Source organism: Pseudomonas segetis, assembly GCF_900188155.1.
Classification (GTDB): domain Bacteria; phylum Pseudomonadota; class Gammaproteobacteria; order Pseudomonadales; family Pseudomonadaceae; genus Aquipseudomonas; species Aquipseudomonas segetis.
Genome location: NZ_FZOG01000004.1, coordinates 203,489 through 221,592 on the forward strand (window position 1 = coordinate 203,489; position 18,104 = coordinate 221,592).

The 18,104-nt window shown below is 56.7% G+C and carries 17 protein-coding genes; 8 read left to right on the forward strand and 9 right to left on the reverse strand.

The annotated features are described in order from the left end of the window. Positions 1 to 47: 47 nt before the first annotated feature. The 4 genes from CHB79_RS14825 (at position 48) to CHB79_RS14840 (ending at position 4,808) form a co-directional block, all read left to right on the forward strand. Positions 48 to 1,403, forward strand: coding sequence for an 8-oxoguanine deaminase (locus CHB79_RS14825; RefSeq protein ID WP_089360489.1), 1,356 nt, complete (start codon positions 48 to 50; stop codon positions 1,401 to 1,403). A gap of 213 nt (positions 1,404 to 1,616) precedes the next feature. Then, positions 1,617 to 2,699: a BMP family ABC transporter substrate-binding protein gene (locus CHB79_RS14830; RefSeq protein WP_089360490.1), complete on the forward strand. Its 1,083-nt coding sequence runs from the start codon at positions 1,617 to 1,619 to the stop codon at positions 2,697 to 2,699. An 82-nt stretch (positions 2,700 to 2,781) separates the two neighbouring features. Further along, complete coding sequence (locus CHB79_RS14835; RefSeq protein WP_089360608.1) at positions 2,782 to 3,756, forward strand: 2-oxoglutarate and iron-dependent oxygenase domain-containing protein; 975 nt, start codon at positions 2,782 to 2,784, stop codon at positions 3,754 to 3,756. Positions 3,757 to 3,860: 104 nt separating this feature from the next. Further along, entirely contained in the window at positions 3,861 to 4,808 is a 948-nt protein-coding gene (locus CHB79_RS14840; RefSeq protein ID WP_010487364.1) for an adenosine deaminase, read from the forward strand. A 127-nt stretch (positions 4,809 to 4,935) separates the two neighbouring features. Here the strand turns inward: CHB79_RS14840 and CHB79_RS14845 are convergent, their stop codons facing one another. The 5 genes from CHB79_RS14845 to CHB79_RS14865 all read right to left on the reverse strand — a co-directional run bounded on the left by CHB79_RS14845 (position 4,936) and on the right by CHB79_RS14865 (position 8,893). Beyond that, positions 4,936 to 5,403 (reverse strand): copper chaperone PCu(A)C, encoded by a 468-nt coding sequence (locus CHB79_RS14845; RefSeq protein WP_089360491.1) that lies wholly within the window; start codon positions 5,401 to 5,403, stop codon positions 4,936 to 4,938. Positions 5,404 to 5,519: 116 nt separating this feature from the next. Next, entirely contained in the window at positions 5,520 to 5,939 is a 420-nt protein-coding gene (locus CHB79_RS14850; protein ID WP_089360492.1) for a DUF302 domain-containing protein, read from the reverse strand. A 79-nt stretch (positions 5,940 to 6,018) separates the two neighbouring features. Continuing rightward, positions 6,019 to 7,428 carry a PepSY-associated TM helix domain-containing protein gene (locus tag CHB79_RS14855; RefSeq protein ID WP_089360493.1) on the reverse strand — a complete coding sequence of 470 codons (1,410 nt, stop codon included), beginning with the start codon at positions 7,426 to 7,428 and terminating at the stop codon, positions 6,019 to 6,021. A gap of 96 nt (positions 7,429 to 7,524) precedes the next feature. Beyond that, positions 7,525 to 7,914 (reverse strand): DUF2946 domain-containing protein, encoded by a 390-nt coding sequence (locus CHB79_RS14860; protein WP_089360494.1) that lies wholly within the window; start codon positions 7,912 to 7,914, stop codon positions 7,525 to 7,527. Positions 7,915 to 7,975: 61 nt separating this feature from the next. Next, entirely contained in the window at positions 7,976 to 8,893 is a 918-nt protein-coding gene (locus CHB79_RS14865) for a LysR family transcriptional regulator (RefSeq protein ID WP_010487355.1), read from the reverse strand. 114 nt (positions 8,894 to 9,007) lie between these two features. On the opposite strand from CHB79_RS14865, the gene CHB79_RS14870 reads away from it, so the two are divergent. The 3 genes from CHB79_RS14870 to CHB79_RS14880 all read left to right on the forward strand — a co-directional run bounded on the left by CHB79_RS14870 (position 9,008) and on the right by CHB79_RS14880 (position 10,713). Then, a complete protein-coding gene (locus CHB79_RS14870; RefSeq protein ID WP_245851505.1) occupies positions 9,008 to 9,301 on the forward strand; it encodes a putative quinol monooxygenase in 294 nt (97 codons plus the stop codon). A 10-nt stretch (positions 9,302 to 9,311) separates the two neighbouring features. After that, complete coding sequence (locus CHB79_RS14875) at positions 9,312 to 10,328, forward strand: zinc-binding alcohol dehydrogenase family protein (RefSeq protein ID WP_089360496.1); 1,017 nt, start codon at positions 9,312 to 9,314, stop codon at positions 10,326 to 10,328. 124 nt (positions 10,329 to 10,452) lie between these two features. Continuing rightward, positions 10,453 to 10,713 (forward strand): hypothetical protein, encoded by a 261-nt coding sequence (locus CHB79_RS14880; RefSeq protein ID WP_425439605.1) that lies wholly within the window; start codon positions 10,453 to 10,455, stop codon positions 10,711 to 10,713. A 21-nt stretch (positions 10,714 to 10,734) separates the two neighbouring features. Here CHB79_RS14880 and CHB79_RS14885 read toward each other — a convergent pair whose 3' ends face one another. From CHB79_RS14885 to CHB79_RS14895, 3 genes are all read right to left on the reverse strand, one after another. Then, on the reverse strand, positions 10,735 to 11,925 hold the full coding sequence (locus CHB79_RS14885) for a multidrug effflux MFS transporter (RefSeq protein WP_089360498.1): 1,191 nt from the start codon (positions 11,923 to 11,925) through the stop codon (positions 10,735 to 10,737). 241 nt (positions 11,926 to 12,166) lie between these two features. Beyond that, entirely contained in the window at positions 12,167 to 15,307 is a 3,141-nt protein-coding gene (locus CHB79_RS14890) for an efflux RND transporter permease subunit (RefSeq protein WP_089360499.1), read from the reverse strand. An 11-nt stretch (positions 15,308 to 15,318) separates the two neighbouring features. Continuing rightward, a complete protein-coding gene (locus tag CHB79_RS14895) occupies positions 15,319 to 16,464 on the reverse strand; it encodes an efflux RND transporter periplasmic adaptor subunit (RefSeq protein WP_089360500.1) in 1,146 nt (381 codons plus the stop codon). A 143-nt stretch (positions 16,465 to 16,607) separates the two neighbouring features. On the opposite strand from CHB79_RS14895, the gene CHB79_RS14900 reads away from it, so the two are divergent. After that, positions 16,608 to 17,228, forward strand: a complete 621-nt coding sequence (locus tag CHB79_RS14900; RefSeq protein WP_010487341.1) for a TetR family transcriptional regulator — start codon at positions 16,608 to 16,610, stop codon at positions 17,226 to 17,228. 91 nt (positions 17,229 to 17,319) lie between these two features. On the opposite strand, the gene CHB79_RS14905 is transcribed toward CHB79_RS14900, so the two are convergent. Next, positions 17,320 to 17,868, reverse strand: coding sequence for an RrF2 family transcriptional regulator (locus CHB79_RS14905; protein WP_089360501.1), 549 nt, complete (start codon positions 17,866 to 17,868; stop codon positions 17,320 to 17,322). Positions 17,869 to 18,104 lie beyond the last annotated feature (236 nt).

Consider the following 18,104-nt stretch of genomic DNA (forward strand, 5'->3'; position numbering starts at 1 on the left):
GTTAACACTGAGCTGGCTACCTGAAATCAACTCAGAGGGCCTGCACGGTGCCTAATACTCATATCTGGATCAAAACGCCTCTCGCTACTTTCACTGCCAACGGCCTTGATGCCTCGGGCGGCATTGTTGTGGAACATGGCGTCATCAGCGAAATTCTCGGCGCAGGCCAGCAGCCTGCCAAACCCGGCTATGCGGTCTTCGACGCCCGCGAGCATGTGGTGCTGCCGGGGCTGATCAACACCCATCACCACTTCTACCAAACGCTCACCCGTGCCTGGGGACCTGTGGTCAACCAGCCGCTTTTCCCCTGGCTGAAAACCCTGTATCCGGTATGGGCTCGACTGACTCCGGAGAAACTCGCGCTGGCCAGTAAAGTGGCACTGGCCGAACTTTTGCTGTCCGGCTGCAGCACTGCCGCCGACCATCACTACCTGTTTCCGGGCGGGCTGGAAAACGCCATTGACGTGCAGGTCGAGGCTGTTCGCGAGCTAGGCATGCGCGCCATGCTCACCCGCGGTTCAATGAGCCTGGGCGAGGCCGATGGCGGCCTGCCACCGCAGCAAACCGTACAGCAAGGCCAGGTAATCCTGGAAGACAGCCAACGGCTGATCAAGCAATACCATGAGCGTGGCGAGGGTGCGCAAATCCAGATCGCCCTGGCGCCCTGCTCGCCCTTCTCGGTGACCCAGGAAATCATGCGCCAAAGCGCTGACCTGGCTGAAGAATTGGATGTACGCCTGCACACCCATCTGGCCGAAACCCTGGATGAAGAGGACTTCTGCCTGCAGCGCTTTGGCCTGCGCACCGTTGACTATCTCGACAGTGTTGGCTGGCTGAGCTCACGCACCTGGCTGGCCCACGGCATCCATTTCAACCCGGATGAAATCGCACGCCTGGGTCAGGCGGGCACCGGCATCTGTCACTGCCCCAGCTCCAATATGCGGCTCGCTTCAGGGATCTGCCCGACGATCGACCTGGAAGCAGCAGGCGCACCAATCGGCCTGGGCGTCGATGGCTCGGCATCAAATGATGCCTCGAACATGATCCTCGAAGCCCGTCAGGCGCTCTATATCCAGCGCTTGCGCTACGGTGCCGAAAAGATCACCCCCGAACTGGCGCTCGGCTGGGCCAGCAAAGGCTCGGCGCGCTTGCTTGGCCGCACTGACATTGGTGAGCTGGCCGTGGGCAAGCAAGCCGACCTGGCTTTCTTCAAGCTGGATGAACTGCGTTTCTCCGGCAGCCACGACCCTGTCTCGGCCCTGCTGCTGTGCGGCGCAGACCGTGCTGACCGCATGATGATTGGCGGCCAGTGGCGCGTCATCGACGGCCAAATCGAAGGCCTTGATGTGGCCCAGCTGATTGCCGATCACCGTCAAGCGGCCAAAGAATTGATCGCCGGCTAACAGGCTTGCACCACTTGGCAGCACGCAGGTGATTTTCGCCCGAACGGCTGCACCAACACAGAACCCTGCTCCGGCAGGGTTCGTGTTTTCACGGACAAGAAATCGCCTGACGCGGGTAATTGTCTAGTTGGTCAGTTTTTTGCAACCGACTCAGCGCCAACAAGAATTGAGCGCTTAGCCGCAATTAATTTCACCTACGGAGCAATACCCGCTATGCAGAAGAAGAGTAAAAAGCCACTGCTGCGTGCCCTCGTCGCCGCCCTCGGTTTCAGCGCCGCCATGAGCGCCTCCGCAGCTGACCCATTGAAGGTCGGCTTCGTCTATATCGGCCCTATCGGCGATCACGGCTGGACCTATCAGCATGAGCAAGGGCGCAAGATGTTGGCTGAGCAGATGGGCGACAAAGTCGAAACCAGCTTCGTCGAAAACGTGCCGGAAGGCGCTGATGCCGAGCGCGTGATCCGCAACATGGCGAAAAGTGGCTACGACCTGATTTTCACCACCTCCTTTGGTTACATGAACCCAACGCTGAAGGTCGCCAAGCAGTTCCCGAAAGTAACCTTTGAGCATGCAACGGGTTACAAGCAGGCCAAGAACCTCGGTACCTATTTGTCGCGCTCGTACGAGGGCCGTTATGTCGGGGGTTACCTCGCCGCGAAGATGACCAAGACCAAGAAAATCGGTTACATCGCCTCCTTCCCGATTCCTGAAGTGATCCGCGACATCAACTCGATTCAACTGGCGCTGGACAAGTACAACCCGGGCACCGAAATCAAGGTGGTGTGGGTCAACTCCTGGTTCGATCCAGGTAAGGAATCAGACGCAGCCAACGCATTGATCGACCAGGGCGTTGACGTGGTATTCCAGCACACCGACAGTCCGGCTCCGATCCAGACCGCAGAACGTCGCGGCGTGTATGCGGTTGGCTATGCCTCCGACATGCAGCATTTCGGCCCGAAAGCCGTGCTCACCTCAATCGTCAATAACTGGGGCCCGCACTACATCAAGTCGGCCCAGGCGGTGATCGATGGAAACTGGAAATCCCAGGATTACTGGGGCGGCTTGAATGACGACACCATCCAGCTGCCAATCAGCGACCTGGTGCCTGCGGATGTCAAAGCTGAAGCCGAGCAGATTGAAGCAAGCATCAAGAGCGGTGAGTTCCATCCGTTCACTGGCCCGATCAAGGACCAGAGCGGCGCCGTCAAAATTGCCGATGGCGTCGTAGCCACCAATGCCGAATTGGCGTCGATGAACTACTACGTAGAGAACGTCAAGGCAGAGCTGCCCAAGTAACCTGCAGCAATGCAAATTGGCTCTTAATAACTGATTGGAACTGCCGGCCATCAAAGCCGGCAGTTTATTCTCAGAGAAGATCATGAATCCAAATCAACTGCCCCTGATCGATATCGCGCCGCTCTACAGCACAGATGAAAACGCCTGGCGGCAGGTCGCCAGACAGATAGACCAAGCCTGCCGCGAGTGGGGCTTTTTCTATATCACCGGCCACCCGATCAGCACTCAGCGCATGACCCAGCTGGCCGATGCAGCAAAAAGCTTCTTCGCCCTGCCCGATGCTGAAAAGCTCAAGATTGATATTACCCAGACCCAGCTTCATCGAGGCTACGGCGCCATTGCCACCGAGCAGCTCGATCCGAACAAGCCCAGCGACCTCAAAGAAACCTTCGACATGGGTTTCAACATGGCCGCCGATCACCCGGATGTAATCGCTGGCAAACCCTTGCGCGGTCCCAATCGCCACCCGCAGATAAGCGGCTGGAGCGAGCTGCTGGAGCAGCACTACAACGACATGCACGAGCTGGCAAAAACCTTGTTGCGCAGCATGACAATCGCCTTGGGAGTTGAACGCGACTTTTTCGATTCGCGCTTCGAAGAGCCGATCAGCGTGTTCCGCATGATCCACTATCCACCACGCCACACCGCCAGCAGCGCAGACCAGCAAGGAGCAGGCGCGCATACCGATTACGGCTGCGTAACCCTGCTCTACCAGGACAGCGCAGGCGGCTTGCAGGTGCAGAATGTCAACGGCGAGTGGATTGATGCGCCGCCCATAGAAGGCAGCTTTGTGGTCAATATCGGCGACATGATGGCGCGCTGGAGCAACGACCGCTACAAATCGACACCGCACCGGGTTATCAGCCCGCTGGGCGTGGATCGTTATTCGATGCCGTTCTTCGCCGAACCGCACCCCGACACCGAAATCAGTTGCCTGCCCGGCTGCTCCGACGCCAATAACCCGCCCAAGTACGCGGCCACCACCAGCGCCGAATACCTGCTTTCCCGCTTCGCCGATACTTACGCCTATCGCCGCACCGAACCAGCCCAGGGCTGAAATCAACCACAGAGATCAACGGCGGGGTCATGGCATTGCCCTCGCCGATTCCTGACCCAGTGGTTAAACTGGAGCCTGACTCAAATAGCTGACGAGAAATGACCATGTACGATTGGCTCAACGCCTTGCCCAAAGCCGAACTTCACCTGCACCTTGAAGGCTCGCTTGAGCCTGAGCTGCTGTTTGCCCTGGCCGAACGCAATAAAATCGCGCTGCCCTGGAATGATGTTGAAGCGTTGCGCGCGGCCTACGCGTTTAACAATCTGCAGGAATTTCTCGACCTGTATTATCGCGGCGCCGATGTGCTACGCACCGAGCAGGATTTCTACGACCTGACCTGGGCGTATCTGGAGCGCTGCAAGGCGCAGAACGTGATTCACACCGAGCCCTTCTTCGACCCGCAGACCCATACCGATCGCGGCATTCCATTTGAGGTAGTGCTCAGTGGCATCAAGCAGGCGCTGGATGACGGGCAAAAGCAGCTAGGCATCAGCCACGGCTTGATTCTCAGTTTTTTGCGTCATTTGCCGGAGGAGCAAGCCTTCAAGACCCTTGAGCAAGCGGCCCCCTTCCGCGATGCCTTTATCGCCGTCGGCCTCGACAGTTCAGAAATGGGCCACCCGCCGAGCAAGTTTCAGCGGGTGTTCGACAAGGCGCGCAGCGAAGGCTACCTGACCCTGGCCCACGCAGGCGAGGAAGGCCCGCCGGAGTACATCTGGGAAGCGCTGGACCTGCTGAAAATCGAACGTATTGATCACGGCGTCCGGGCGATTGAAGACGAGCGCCTGATGCAGCGCATCATTGACGAGCAGATTCCACTGACCGTTTGCCCGCTGTCCAACACCAAGCTCCGCGTGTTTGACGACATGCGTCAGCACAACATCCTTGAAATGCTTGAGCGCGGCGTCAAGGTTACAGTCAACTCCGACGACCCCGCCTATTTCGGCGGCTACGTGACCGAGAATTTCGCAGCGCTGCATGCCAGCCTCGGCATGACGCAAGACCAGGCCAAGCGCCTGGCACAAAACAGCCTCGACGCACGTATAGCGTAAAACAAGCTGGTGCTGTCACACCCTACGAGTGATGCTTATTCCGTAGGGCGGACAGCGCTTTTCTGTCCGCCATTTGCAAGGCAAAACATGATTGCCTGGCGCTTTGTGGTGGAGTCACACCCTGCGACTAGTGCTTATGCGCTTCGCCAGCCGCTGGTGCGTCCTTCTGCACATTGACTTGCACCTCGACATCGCCGGCCTTTTCAAAGGTCAAGGTCATTGGGAAGTGCTCACCGGCCTTCATCTGCTGCTCCAGGTTGAACAGCATGACGTGGTAACCCATGGGCTCGAACCTGGCCTGGCCGCCAGCAGGAATGTCCACGCCTTGCACCTGCTGCATTTTCATCACATCGCCGGCATGTACGTGCTCATGTATCTCGGCCTTGCCAGCAACCGGAGTGTGGACGGCAATGAGACGATCAGCCTCCTTGCCCTTGTTATCCACAACAAAATAAGCCGCTGCGGTTGGCGCAACGGGTGGCATCTCGCGAGACCAGGGATGCTCGATGTGCAGATCACCAAGGTCGAACTCATGGGCATTGGCCAAAATGGCTGGGTTCATTAGCGCCGCGACCATCAATATTTTTTTTAACATTCAAGCTCTCCAGTCACATTGAATACAACAAATGGCATGACAGCCCTGCCAAGCTGCAACCCTGGCGCTTATCGATTACAACTCGACATGGGCTATCAATAATCAAGCCGGTTCAATCAGCTCGCCGCGACCATATAATCAAGCCAGTCAGGCAGCAGTGAATTAATCGCCGCAATCGCCCCATCGGCACCATTAAGCTGGTATGCGCTATCCAAGTGATCGATATCGGTACAACGCACCCAGACCTGGCCGTCATCGGCTTGCCAGATAAACACCCGGATTGGCAACTCGAAACCCGCTTCAATATTGGCACTCAACAATTTGCCGACCAACGCGGTGTTCTGGATCAGCAGGCATTCCGTGGAGTTAACCTCCTTCCCGGATAACCCGGCAACCTCTTGTTGATTCAGACGCGCGACTCGCATGACTTCAGGAAAGGCGTCCAACTTGGTAAACAGACGATCCGCCGTCTCTTTTACCGAGTTGGAGCTTTTACGCACCCAACGTCCTTCACTGATAGTGTTTTTGTCTTCCATGGCAATCTCCTTGAGTGATCAGATAAATCATCTAGTGCAACCGCGCGTACTGCTTCCCCGCGTTCACTGTTGATACCGTTCAACCGGTTTGCAGTTGAGCGTTAATACGACAACGTGTAAACAACCAATCCAATGGCGCAACCAGCAATAATGAAGCGCCAACCAAGGGGAACAGACAAGCGACCACCAACATGATCGCCAATCCCCCACGCCAGACCGGCAAGTCGTGGCGCAACGGCGGCACACCGAAGCCCCCTTGCGGGCGACGCTTCCACCACAATACCAAACCACTGATGCTGCTGAGTAAAATCATCAGGCACACCGCCAGCATTAACAGCTGGTTGGCTAGGCCAAACATCTTGCCCTCATGCAACATGACGCCGGTTTCCACGATTCTGGCGACCAGCCCGTAATCGCTCCAGCGGATATCCGCCAGTACCTTGCCGCTGTATTGATCGATATGCAGCGTGGCATCGTTACGTGGGTCGTCGGCAAACACACTGACGCTGTAGACCCCGCGCTCGCCCGCAGGCAAGGTCACGCTGTAGCCAGGATGCACACCAAGCGCATCCGCGCTATCGACCACCTGCTGCAAACTGACTTGGGCGCTGCTGGCCTGCCCATGCATCTGCGCCATGCCCTTGTGCGCGGCATGGGGATCGGATTCAGGCAGCGGCGTGACTTCCGCCGCCCAGGGCACGGTTTGGTTGGTGCTGGTGTTGAGGCTACCGGCCAGCTTGGTCGATTGCGGCACGTTATCCCACATGGCTGCCGGAAAGTGATTCCAGGCACCGGCAAACTTGGCGCCCCAGAAGCCAGTCCAGGTCATGCCGGTCAACAGCATGAATAACAGCAGCAGCGAGCCCCAGAAACCGACAACGGCATGCAGGTCGCGCCAAAACAGCCGTCCGCGATTGGCCAGGCGCGGCCAGAACAGCGCCGTTTTACTGGAACCCCTTGGCCACCATAGGTACAACCCCGAGATAACCAGGACTATTGCCCAGCCGGCCGCCAGTTCTACCAGGCGATCGCCAACAGTACCAATCATCAACTCGCCGTGGATCTTGCGCGCGATTGCCTGCAAGTTGTTCTCGGCATCCTGCACGCCGAGAATGTCACCGTTATAGGGGTTCACGAATACATTGAGCGTGGCCTCGGGCGTGGCCACTACAAATTGCGCACTGGCCTGTGCATTGGCCGGCGGCAAGTACTTGCTGATACTTGCCTGCGGGTACGCCTGCTTGACCAAGGCCATCTGCTGATCAGCACTGATGCGCTGTTCGGCGACTGGCACCTGCATCAGGTCCGCGTACATCAGCGAATCCAGCTGTGGTTTGAACAGGTAAATAATTCCGGTGACCGACAGCATGATCAAGAACGGAATGACCAACAGTCCTGCGTAAAAATGCCAACGCCAGGCCAGGTTATAGAACGACGGCCTCGATGAGCCAGCCCTTGCCGGCTGCTCTGAAATCTGAATATCTCGCATCAGTGTTCCCCAATCCAAATGCACTTGCCCAGCGCACAGCGCTGGCAGGCATCAAGCAATTCTTATGGTGGCTGCCACACAAGCGGCAAGTAGAAGCTAGGCGCTGAAGGGGGATGCGCGGGGATTGGCTGAAGGCCAGAGGTAGCGGACCGGCCGCCTTGACAATGGCGCAGGTGAAATCAATCTGCGCGGCGAACTCAGGAATAAACCGAGCACGCCAAAGAACGCGGCCAGGGCAATGCCAACGAATGTCGAGCACATTGAACAGCCAAAGCCTGTCGCGGGGTTGAACAACACAGTGTCGGAATCACTGATATCCAGAGTGCCGCCACTATTGCCCTGAGCGGAGCAATAAGCACCGTCGATACCGCTGAGTTGCAACGCTGTCATCTGCCCATGGCTGATACTGCAGGCGAACGCACTGAACAGGACACTGGCGTACAGTATCCAGGCAATCAACGAACGATCTGCCCGGTTCATTTTCATGGTGGACGACTCTAAAACTCTATGTCTGGAACATCTGCGGCTGTTATGGCGCAGTGCAATATTAATCGGCCCATGGCGCTTTAGCCAGCAGCGCGCTACAGCGAGCCTGCACAAAGTCGCGCAGCACATGCACCGGTTTACTTAACTGCGAGCGGTGGGCGCAGATCAGGTTAAGTGGCGTCAACTCGCCAAGGTAGTCATTCATAAGCACACGCAATCGCCCTGCCTGAACATCGGCGGCAACGTCCAACCACGACTTGTATACCAAACCCTGCCCGGCGACCGCCCAGCGCCGCACCACATCGGCATCATCACTTTGGCGGTCACCTTGCACGGTCATGCTCTGCTGGCGCCTGCCTATACTGAATTGCCAACGATCATGAATACGGCCGCCCAGCATGTACAGCAGGCAGTTGTGCCCTGCCAGTTGTTCCAGGGTTTGTGGCTCACCGTGGCGCGCAATATAGGCTGGAGAGGCACAGAGCACCCGGCGATTGGTTGGCGCTACCGGCAACGCCACCAGGCTTGAATCCTCTGGCGCGCCGTAGCGCAAGGCGATATCCACGGGCTCGCGAAAGAAATCGGTTATCCGATCCCCCAGCAACAGGCGCAGTTGGAGTTGTGGGTGGGCTTGCTGGAACTCATCGAGCCAGGGAAGCAAGGTGTTGCGACCAAAATCCGAAGGGGCGCACAGCTGCATCAAGCCACTGATCCCGACCTTGGTGCCCGCTAATTGCAGCCGGCCTGCTTCAATACTCTGCAATGCCTGGTGCGCGTGACTGAGGAAAGCCTGGCCCTGCGCGGTCAGGCGCAAGCTACGGGTCGAGCGGGCGAACAAACGCGCATCAAGCTGTAGCTCCAAACGTTTCAATGCTGCGCTGGCCACCGCTGGAGATATCTCCAGCAAGCGAGCCGCGGCTGACAAGCTGCCAGCTTCAGCGGTGCGTACGAACAATTGCAAATCGTCAAGACGAAGCATCCGGGCTGCCTATTATCAAAATAATGTTGAAATAGACTCTAGTTTCTCCGGCTTTTTCTAAAGGATCAATTAATTCAACATGACCCTATCCATCCGGCATCCGAGGCTTCAATCATGAGTAGAACATTGGCTTTAGTCGCCACGATCACCGCACTTCCCCAGCACCAGGCACAGGTGGAAGCACATTTGCGCACACTGGTTGCTGCCAGCCGCGAAGAAACCGCTTGCATTCAATACGACCTTCACCAGCAACAGGACGCGCCCGCAGTATTCGTCATGATCGAACAATGGCGTGACGCAGCCGCACTTGAAGAACACAAGCAAACCGCGCACTACCAACATTTCTCGACGAGTTGTAGCGAACTGCTGCAGGGCGTTGAAATCAAGTTACTAACCCAGATTGCCTGAGGAGCCAACCATGAAAGCAGTTGCTTACTACCAATCCCTGCCGGCAGATAACCAAGAGTCGCTGGTCGATTTAGAGCTTGCCGCGCCCACTCCGGGCCCGCGTGATTTGCTGGTCGAGGTCAAGGCGATTTCGGTAAACCCGGTGGACACCAAGATCCGCCGGAACGTCGCCCCGGAAAACGCTCAGCCCAAGGTACTCGGCTGGGACGCAGCTGGCGTGGTCAAGGCGGTCGGTGCGGATGTCAGCCTGTTCAAGCCCGGCGACCAGGTGTTTTACGCAGGTGCGATCAACCGTGCGGGCGCCAACAGCGAACTGCACCTGGTGGATGAGCGCATTGTCGGCCACAAGCCCAAAAGCCTGTCATTTGCAGAAGCGGCCGCCATGCCCCTGACGGCCATTACCGCCTGGGAACTGTTGTTCGACCGCCTGCAAATCACCCAGGGCAGCATTGACCAGGGCCAAAGCCTGTTGATTGTAGGCGGCGCTGGTGGCGTGGGCTCGATGCTGATCCAACTGGCCCGCACGCTGACTGGCTTGACCGTAATTGCTACAGCCTCGCGCCCGGAAACCCAGGCCTGGGTGCGTGAACTGGGTGCCCATCATGTACTCGACCATAGCCAGCCATTGCATCAGGAGTTGCAGCGTATCGGTCTTGAGCATGTCAGCCATGTTGCCAGTCTGACCCAGACCGACCAGCACTTTGCCCAATTGGTTGAGGCACTCGCGCCACAGGGCCGCCTGGCGTTGATTGATGATCCGGCTGAGCCACTGGATATCATGCAACTCAAGCGCAAGAGTCTTTCGCTGCATTGGGAACTGATGTTCACCCGCTCGCTGTTCGAAACGGCCGATATGATCGAACAGGGCCGCCTGCTCAATAAAGTTTCGGAGCTGGTTGATACCGCAGCGATCAAGACAACGCTTGGCGAACACTACGGCGTGATCAATGCCCAGAACCTGCGCCGTGCACATGCACTTCTCGAGTCAGGCAAGACCAAGGGCAAGATCGTCCTGGAAGGGTTCTAACGGCAAGCCGGTGGCGTTTAGCTGCCGGCCAAGCCCTTTGCTGGTGCTGGTCGGGCAGCGCTCACACAGCAAAAATATTCAAATTATCGATTCTAACTGCCAAACGCGAAATTGATTTGCGTCAGTGAAATTTCATATCCCAAGTCTAAACTGGTTCGACCAACCGCAGGAGGCGAACCATATGGATATCCGGATCAGCCCACTCAGCCAAAGTCAGGATTCGCGCTGGCAGGTTATTTTTGACGGTCATAAAGTCACGTTCAACAATGAAGCTGATGCACGTAACTTTGCCTCCACCCTGTTGGAACGCCTGCAGGCACCACACGACCTGCCTGACGATGGGCAGTCCCAGCAAACGGACGCTTCAGGCAATCGGGGTTCCTGAAATAACCATTCCAGCGAAATCCTAGATCGCCGGATAACCTGCGCGGTGCTCAGCCCAGACGGTAAAGCGCGAGCACAATGCAGCCAGCAATGCGCAGCCAAAAATAACCAAAGCCATTGGCCATGCAGTGCCATTATGCAAATAGCTCACGAGCGCTGCGGCACTGGCAGCAATAGAGAACTGCAGGCTGCCCAGCAACGCCGAAGCGCTACCTGCATGACGTCCCTGCCCAGCCATCGCGCAGGCGGAAGCATTCGGGAGCAGAACCCCCAAGCTGGCGATGCAACCAAATAATGGAATCAGCAGCGGCCACAAATGCTCAGGCTGGTTCAGGGCGATAATCAACAACGCCGAACCGCAGGCCAGGTAAAACCAGACAACCCGGCGCAAGCAATAGCTTGGTCCATGCTTGGCGACCAGCCAGGCATTGACCTGTGCCATCAGAATAAAGCCTGCCGCATTACTGCCGAAAACCCAGCCATAATGCTCGGCGGGTACACCATAAAGCTCAATAAAGACAAAGGGAGAACCGGCGATATAGGCAAACATTCCCGCCACGGCCAATCCGCCTGTCAGCGCGTGACCAATAAATGGCCAATCAGAAAACAAGCGCAGATAGGCCCCGAGCGCACCCGACAAAGGCGCACTCGCATGCGTGTTATCCAAGGTTTCCGGCAGCCCACGCCAAACCGCGACCGAACACAGCACACTGAAAATAGTCAGGCAGACGAAAATCGATTGCCAGCCAAAAGTGCCCAGCAACACCCCGCCCAGCACCGGCGCCAAAATCGGCGCCAGCCCCATCACCAGCATCAGTTGCGAGAACACTTTTGCCGAGGTGATCGGGTCGCAGAGATCACGCACCACAGCGCGCGAAATCACCATGCCTGCGCATCCGCCCAGGGCCTGAACAAAACGCGCGGCGATCAGCCACTCAAGGCTGGGCGCCAGCGCACAGGCCAACGACCCCAGCGAAAACAGGCTGACGCCAATCAGTAATGGCTTGCGGCGACCAAAACGATCGGCCAGTGGCCCGTAGACGAGCTGCCCAATCGCCAAGCCAAGGAAGTACACCGCAAGCGATTGCTGTACATGCTCGACATCGGTTGCAAATGCGCTGGCAATACTCGGGAAGCTCGGCAAATAGAAATCAATTGCCAATGGCCCAAAAGCGCTGAGAGCGCCGAGTATCAGTAAGGTCGATAATTTCATGAAACGCTCTGCATTAAGCCAAAAACAGGTATTTACCGCGCAACGGAACCGTCAGGGAAAGACTGCGCCAGAGCCCGGGGCTGCGTGCAATGGCTTTGCCTGAGCGAACTTTAGTACAGTCCTGCCAGGCCAGAGAGAAGCGAGGCAATTGCTCGCGGCCTCTGTCAGAGCAGCCTTGCGCCAATAATACAAACAGCAACGCCGCCACTCTTGCGAATGGCGGCGTTGTTTTACTTCATGATTAAACCGAGTCGCTATGTGCGGGCTGGTCCTTCTTGCCCTTTTTGCTGAGTTTTTCGCCAAGGGACTCAACCAGCATAAAGAACATTGGAATCAGGAAGGTCGCCAGCAACGTTGCCGCCAACATGCCACCGATTACCCCGGTACCAATCGAGTGTCGGCTAGCAGAGCCCGCACCACTGCTGATGGCCAGCGGTACAACACCGAGGATAAATGCCAGCGAGGTCATCACGATTGGCCGGAAGCGCAGGCGCGCAGCCTCCAGTGCCGCCTCGAAGATACCCAAGCCATCACGGCGCAGCATCACCGCAAACTCGACAATCAGAATTGCGTTCTTCGCCGCCAGGCCAATGAGGGTAATCAACCCGACCTGGAAGTACACATCGTTCTCAATGCCGCGCAGCCAAACCGCGAGAATCGCACCGAATACCGCAAAAGGCACAGCGGTGACAACCGCAAGCGGCAATGTCCAGCGCTCGTATTGGGCAGCCAGAATCAGGAACACCATGATCAGGCCGAATACAAAGGCCAGGCTACCCGACCCCTGGGTTTCCAGTTCCTGGAATGCCGAACCTGTCCACCCGATGCTGTAGTCGCTACCAAGCACTTCGTTGGCCACTTCCTGGATGGCTTGCAACGACTGACCCGAGCTATAGCCTGGAGCAGGCCCACCGAGAATTTTCGCCGATGGGTATACGTTGAAGCGGGCGTAGGTGTCAGGACCCAGAATACGCTCGACCTTGACCAGCGACGCCAATGACACAAGGTCACCGGAGGCCGAACGCACATAGACCTGGGACAAGTCCGACGGCTTGCGGCGGAACTCAGGCTCTGACTGCAGGCTAACCTGCCAGGTACGTCCATAGAGGCTGAAGTCGTTGACATAGTAGCTGCCGAAGGTCGACTGCATCGCCGTGAATACGTCACTGACAGCAACCCCAAGCGAACGCGCCTTGGTACGGTCCAGATCGATGTAGTACTGCGGCACATCAGCGTTAAAGGTGGTTTGCAAGCCGGCCAGTTCCGGACGTTTGCTCGCCGCAGCAAGGAACTCCTTGACCTTGCTGGCCAATTGCTCCGTGGTGCCGCCGCTACGGTCTTGAATGTAGCCTTCGAAACCACCGGTGGTGCTCATGCCGGTAATAGGTGGCGGGTTGAAGGTCAGTACCACACCGTCTTTCTGCGAAGCGCCCATGCCCATGAACTCATGGGTCAGGTTGCGTGCATCAAGCTCTGGAGTGGTGCGCTCGCTCCAATCTTTCAAGGGCACAAAGGACACACCAGCGTTACTGCGGGTACCGAAAGTCAAGATGTCGAAACCGGCAAAGGTCACCACATCTTCCACCGCTGGATGCTTCATCAATTGCTGGGTCACATCGCCTGTAAGCTTCTCGGTCCGGGTCAGCGACGCGGCTGGAGGCAAGAAGTAGGCGTTGATCACATAACCCTGGTCTTCATCCGGCACCAGCGAGCTAGGCACCCGGCCAAACAGCATCACCATCAGCACTATCATGCCGCCAAACAGCAGCAAACCGATGGCCGAACGCTTGAGGAAGAAACGCACACCCGAGGTATAGCCGCTGGTGAACTTGTCAAACCCACGGTTAAACCAGCGAAACGGTGCAGCAGGCTCCTGGTGATCGGGTTTAAGCAACAAGGCGCAAAGTGCCGGACTCAAGGTCAAGGCGACGATGCCCGAGATCACTACCGATACGGCAATGGTCACCGCAAACTGTTTATACATCTCCCCGGCCAGGCCTCCGAGGAACCCCACCGGTACGAACACCGCGCAGAGCACCAGAACGATGGCCACGATTGGCCCCGTCACTTCCTCCATGGCCTTGATGGTGGCTTCTTTCGGGCCAATCTTGTCGGTTGCCATGACCCGCTCGACGTTCTCGAGTACCACAATGGCATCGTCCACCACGATACCGATTGCCAGCACCAGACCAAACAGCGTCAGCAGGTTGATGGAGAAGCCCAAGGCATACATACCGGCAAAGGTACCGATCAAGGAGACTGGAATAGCCAGTACCGGAATCAGGGTTGCTCGCCAGTTTTGCAGGAAGATAAACACCACCAGTACAACCAGCACCAGTGCTTCGAAAAAGGTGTGAATAACCTCTTCAATCGATACCTTTACGAATTTGGTGGTGTCGTATGGGATCTTATACGCCATGCCGTCCGGGAAATTCTTCGATACCCGCGCCATGGTTGCCTGAACCGCCTCGGCGGTGTCCAGCGCGTTGGCTCCCGGCTGCAGGTACACACCGAACGCAGCGTTCTGCTGGCCATTCATCGAGGTCATCAGGGAATAGTCCTGAGCCCCCAACTCGACTCGCGCGACGTCTTTCAAACGCAGGCTTGCACCTGTCGCATCGGAACGAAGAATAACGTTCTCGAACTCTTCAGGCTTGGAAAAACGCCCCTGAGTGGTAACGGTATAGGTAAAGTCCTGCTCTTTTTTCAGCGGCTGCTGGCCAAAGCTACCAGCGGCGAACTGCGAGTTCTGTTCACGAATGGCATTGACCACGTCAGTCGGCGTCAGGTTGAACTGGGCCAGCTTGTCCGGCCGCAGCCAGATACGCATCGAATAGTCCTTGGAACCGAACTGGGTGACGTCCCCCACACCGGGCAGGCGCTTCAACTCATCGATCACGTTGATCAGGGCGTAGTTACTGATAAACACCGGATCACGGGAGTCATCCGGTGAAAACAAGGTCACTACCTGAAGAATGTCGGAAGACTTCTTCTCCACCTTCACGCCCTGGCGACGGACCTCTTCGGGCAGCTTGGCCAATGCAGCCTGCACCCGGTTGTTGACGTCGATTGTGGCTTGGTCGGGATCACTGCCAACCTGAAAGTAGACCGACAAACTCATGGTGTTGCCACCCGAGTTTGACTGCTGGTAAATCATGCCCTCGACGCCGTTGATCTCTTGTTCGAGTGGCGCGGCTACTGTCTCGGCAATAACCTGCGCACTCGCTCCCGAGTAGGTTGCGGTCACCGACACCTGCGGCGGGAGAATTTGTGGGTATTGGGCAACTGGCAACGAGCGCATGGCCATCAGGCCTGCGAGCACTATCACCACCGAAATAACCGTTGAGAAAACCGGTCGTTCAATAAAGAAACGAGAAATCACCTAGATACCCCTTACGATTTCTTATCAGCGGCGGCAACGTCCGACGCGACCTTGACAGGTGTATCCGGGCGAACCTTGGTCAGGCCTTCGACAATGACCTTGTCCCCCGCGCTGACGCCGGACTTGATCACCCAGCGACCTTTTGAGGTCCGACCTACGCTGACCTGACGCACACGGGCAACGCCTTTGTCATCGACGACATAGACAAAGGTGCCATTCGGCCCTTGCGCGACTGCACGCTCAGCAACGGTCAGCGCATTCGGTATGGAGATACCCTTGATCTGCACGCGAACGAACTGCCCGGGCAACAGGGTCTGCTTCGGATTGGGTACCACTGCACGAGTGCTGACGGTGCCGGTGCTGCGGTCGATCAGGCTATCGGTAAAGTTGACCTTGCCCTCCAGCGGGTAGGTCGAACCGTCACCATAGGTGATACCAACGCGCACGGCCTCGCCATCAAGCACCAATGAGCCATCAGCCAATCCATTGCGCATGCTTTCGACATCACTGTCAGGCGCGGCAAAGTTGACGTAGATCGGATCCAGTTGGGTAATCTTGGTCAACAGGCTCGCATTAGGGTCACCAGCGACCATCAAGCTGCCTTCGGAGACTGTTTCCTTGCTGGTGATACCCGAAATCGGCGCGGTAACTGTGGTGTAGTCGAGATCAATCTGCTTGGCCTGCACTTCGGCCTTGGCAGCCTGGATATTGGCTTTGCTTTGCTCGAAGTTGGAGACAGCGTTATCCAGTTCGCTCTCGCTGGCATAGCCTTTTTTCTGCAGCTCGCGGATACGCCTGAGGTCACGCTCGGTCTGACGATAGCGCGCCTGTTCCTGCGCCAAGGCACCCTTGGCCTGGGCCAGCGCAGCCTGGTAGATACGCGAGTCAATGCGGAACATCAACTGGCCTTGCTTGACGCTGCTACCTTCAAGGTAGGTACGTTCCTGAAGAATTCCGCTGACTTGCGCACGCACTTCGATCTCACGGAAACCCGCGGTGCGAGCCGGGTACTCAAGCTCTAGGGGTAGAGGTGCGACTTTAACTGTTTCGACTGAAACCTCAGGTGCAGGAGGCGCATCTTCAGCACGAAGCTGTGCGCTCAAAGTGCAAAAAGCCAGGAATCCCAAGGCGACCGGGAAAGAACGTGCAAAAACCATAGGTGTCTCCGAGACAACGCAGCGCGCAAACTAAAGGCGAGAATGCTAATTACATACAGGTGTGTTTGTAAATAGAACTATACAGCTAATTTATCTACAATCGTTTCAATAACCTGAGCCTAGTCATAAATAACTAATCCGACATGCGCCGAACTAAAGAAGAAGCCGAAAAAACCCGTGCCGCCATTCTCATGGCGGCCGAAACATTGTTCCTGGAGCATGGCGTAGCCAAGACCAGCCTTGAACATATTGCCAGGCATGCCGGTGTCACCCGTGGCGCGGTGTACTGGCACTTTGAAAATAAAGCCCATTTGTTTCATGAAATGCTCAACCAGGTGCGCTTGCCCATTGAGCAAATAACCGAGCAACTGTGCACAGGCTTTGAAAACAACCCAATACTGGCGCTTCGTGACCTGTGCGTAGACGCCTTGCAAGACCTGGCTCTCAACCCACAAAAACAGCGGATCTTTACAATTTTGCTCCATCGCTGTGAATTGACCGAAGAACTGCAGGAGGCGATGGATCGTCACACTGAATTCATCAATCAGTTTGTTGCATTGTGCGAGCAATATTTCAGCCAACCTTCAATATCTGCGCATTTACAACCAGGCGTCACCCCGCGCCTGGCTGCAAGAATGCTCAATGCATTGATTGTCGGCCTGCTCAGCGACTGCCTTCGCGACCCAAGCCTGTTCGACCTGAATCAAGACATCAAGCCGGTTTTCGCCGCCTTGTTCAACGGGCTGCTGAGGCAAGCGGCATAGCAGCCTGCCCAGTATTGCTACAAACCCATCAAGCCTAGACCACTGACGCGAAAACGCACCATTTTCGCGCAGTTGTCCTGATAGTTGATGCTCAATCCACCTGCTTATGCTCGATTGCCTCGTTGCGCGCGGGCTTGGGTTCGCGGCGCTGTGCCATCCACTCACCGACCTGGCTGGCAAACGTCTCAGGCACTACACGCCCAACGCGGCGCGCCATATCGAGGATTGTTTGCTGTGCCAGCGCCTCCTCCATGCGCTTTTGCGCAGTCAGCATGACCCCATGAACGGTGCAGGTGCCAGCCTGCGCCCAGGTCGGCGGAGAACCTGCAAACAAAGCGCAGCGGCTGCGAATTTCGCGGCAATCAAAAATATCCTTGCGTCCATCGATCGCGGTCACTATATCCAGCACATTGATTTCATCGGCTGGCCGCGCCAGCTTGAAGCCGCCCTTGACCCCTTCCGTTGACGCCACCAACCCCGCCTTGGCGAGCTTGGTAAAAACCTTGGCCAAATATTCTTGCGGCACACCTTGCAACTCGGCCAGGTCACGCACGCTGGCTTCCCGAGGGTTGCCCTGCTCGTCCACTAAAAACAGCAGGCAATGAATCCCGTACTCAACGCCCGCACTGTAAAAAGACATCACAATCTCCGACTAATCTGGTCGTAAATCTAACAAATAGCCGCCATTGCAACAAGCAAGACGGCTGTTTCCGGCGACGCACCCGACTCATCCACAAGCATTTCCGCGCACAGGCTGCCCGCACATCCGACCAAAGGTAATGCAATAATGCTTGCCGATTTTAACTACGACCAATATAGTCGTAGTTATGTGCTTGAGCTCGCAGAGCCATTGCAAGCGAATCACCAAGGAGTCGT

What these genes read in the sequence shown, in the direction of transcription:
- CHB79_RS14850 (WP_089360492.1), bottom strand. Translation starts at nt 5,939, where the DNA reads ATGGAAGACAAAAACACTATCAGTGAAGGACGTTGGGTGCGTAAAAGC.
- CHB79_RS14870 (WP_245851505.1), top strand. Translation starts at nt 9,008, where the DNA reads ATGAGTAGAACATTGGCTTTAGTCGCCACGATCACCGCACTTCCCCAG.
- CHB79_RS14900 (WP_010487341.1), top strand. Translation starts at nt 16,608, where the DNA reads ATGCGCCGAACTAAAGAAGAAGCCGAAAAAACCCGTGCCGCCATTCTC.
- CHB79_RS14875 (WP_089360496.1), top strand. Translation starts at nt 9,312, where the DNA reads ATGAAAGCAGTTGCTTACTACCAATCCCTGCCGGCAGATAACCAAGAG.
- CHB79_RS14865 (WP_010487355.1), bottom strand. Translation starts at nt 8,893, where the DNA reads ATGCTTCGTCTTGACGATTTGCAATTGTTCGTACGCACCGCTGAAGCT.
- CHB79_RS14855 (WP_089360493.1), bottom strand. Translation starts at nt 7,428, where the DNA reads ATGCGAGATATTCAGATTTCAGAGCAGCCGGCAAGGGCTGGCTCATCG.
- CHB79_RS14895 (WP_089360500.1), bottom strand. Translation starts at nt 16,464, where the DNA reads ATGGTTTTTGCACGTTCTTTCCCGGTCGCCTTGGGATTCCTGGCTTTT.
- CHB79_RS14860 (WP_089360494.1), bottom strand. Translation starts at nt 7,914, where the DNA reads ATGAAAATGAACCGGGCAGATCGTTCGTTGATTGCCTGGATACTGTAC.
- CHB79_RS14835 (WP_089360608.1), top strand. Translation starts at nt 2,782, where the DNA reads ATGAATCCAAATCAACTGCCCCTGATCGATATCGCGCCGCTCTACAGC.
- CHB79_RS14845 (WP_089360491.1), bottom strand. Translation starts at nt 5,403, where the DNA reads ATGTTAAAAAAAATATTGATGGTCGCGGCGCTAATGAACCCAGCCATT.
- CHB79_RS14840 (WP_010487364.1), top strand. Translation starts at nt 3,861, where the DNA reads ATGTACGATTGGCTCAACGCCTTGCCCAAAGCCGAACTTCACCTGCAC.
- CHB79_RS14830 (WP_089360490.1), top strand. Translation starts at nt 1,617, where the DNA reads ATGCAGAAGAAGAGTAAAAAGCCACTGCTGCGTGCCCTCGTCGCCGCC.
- CHB79_RS14885 (WP_089360498.1), bottom strand. Translation starts at nt 11,925, where the DNA reads ATGAAATTATCGACCTTACTGATACTCGGCGCTCTCAGCGCTTTTGGG.
- CHB79_RS14905 (WP_089360501.1), bottom strand. Translation starts at nt 17,868, where the DNA reads ATGTCTTTTTACAGTGCGGGCGTTGAGTACGGGATTCATTGCCTGCTG.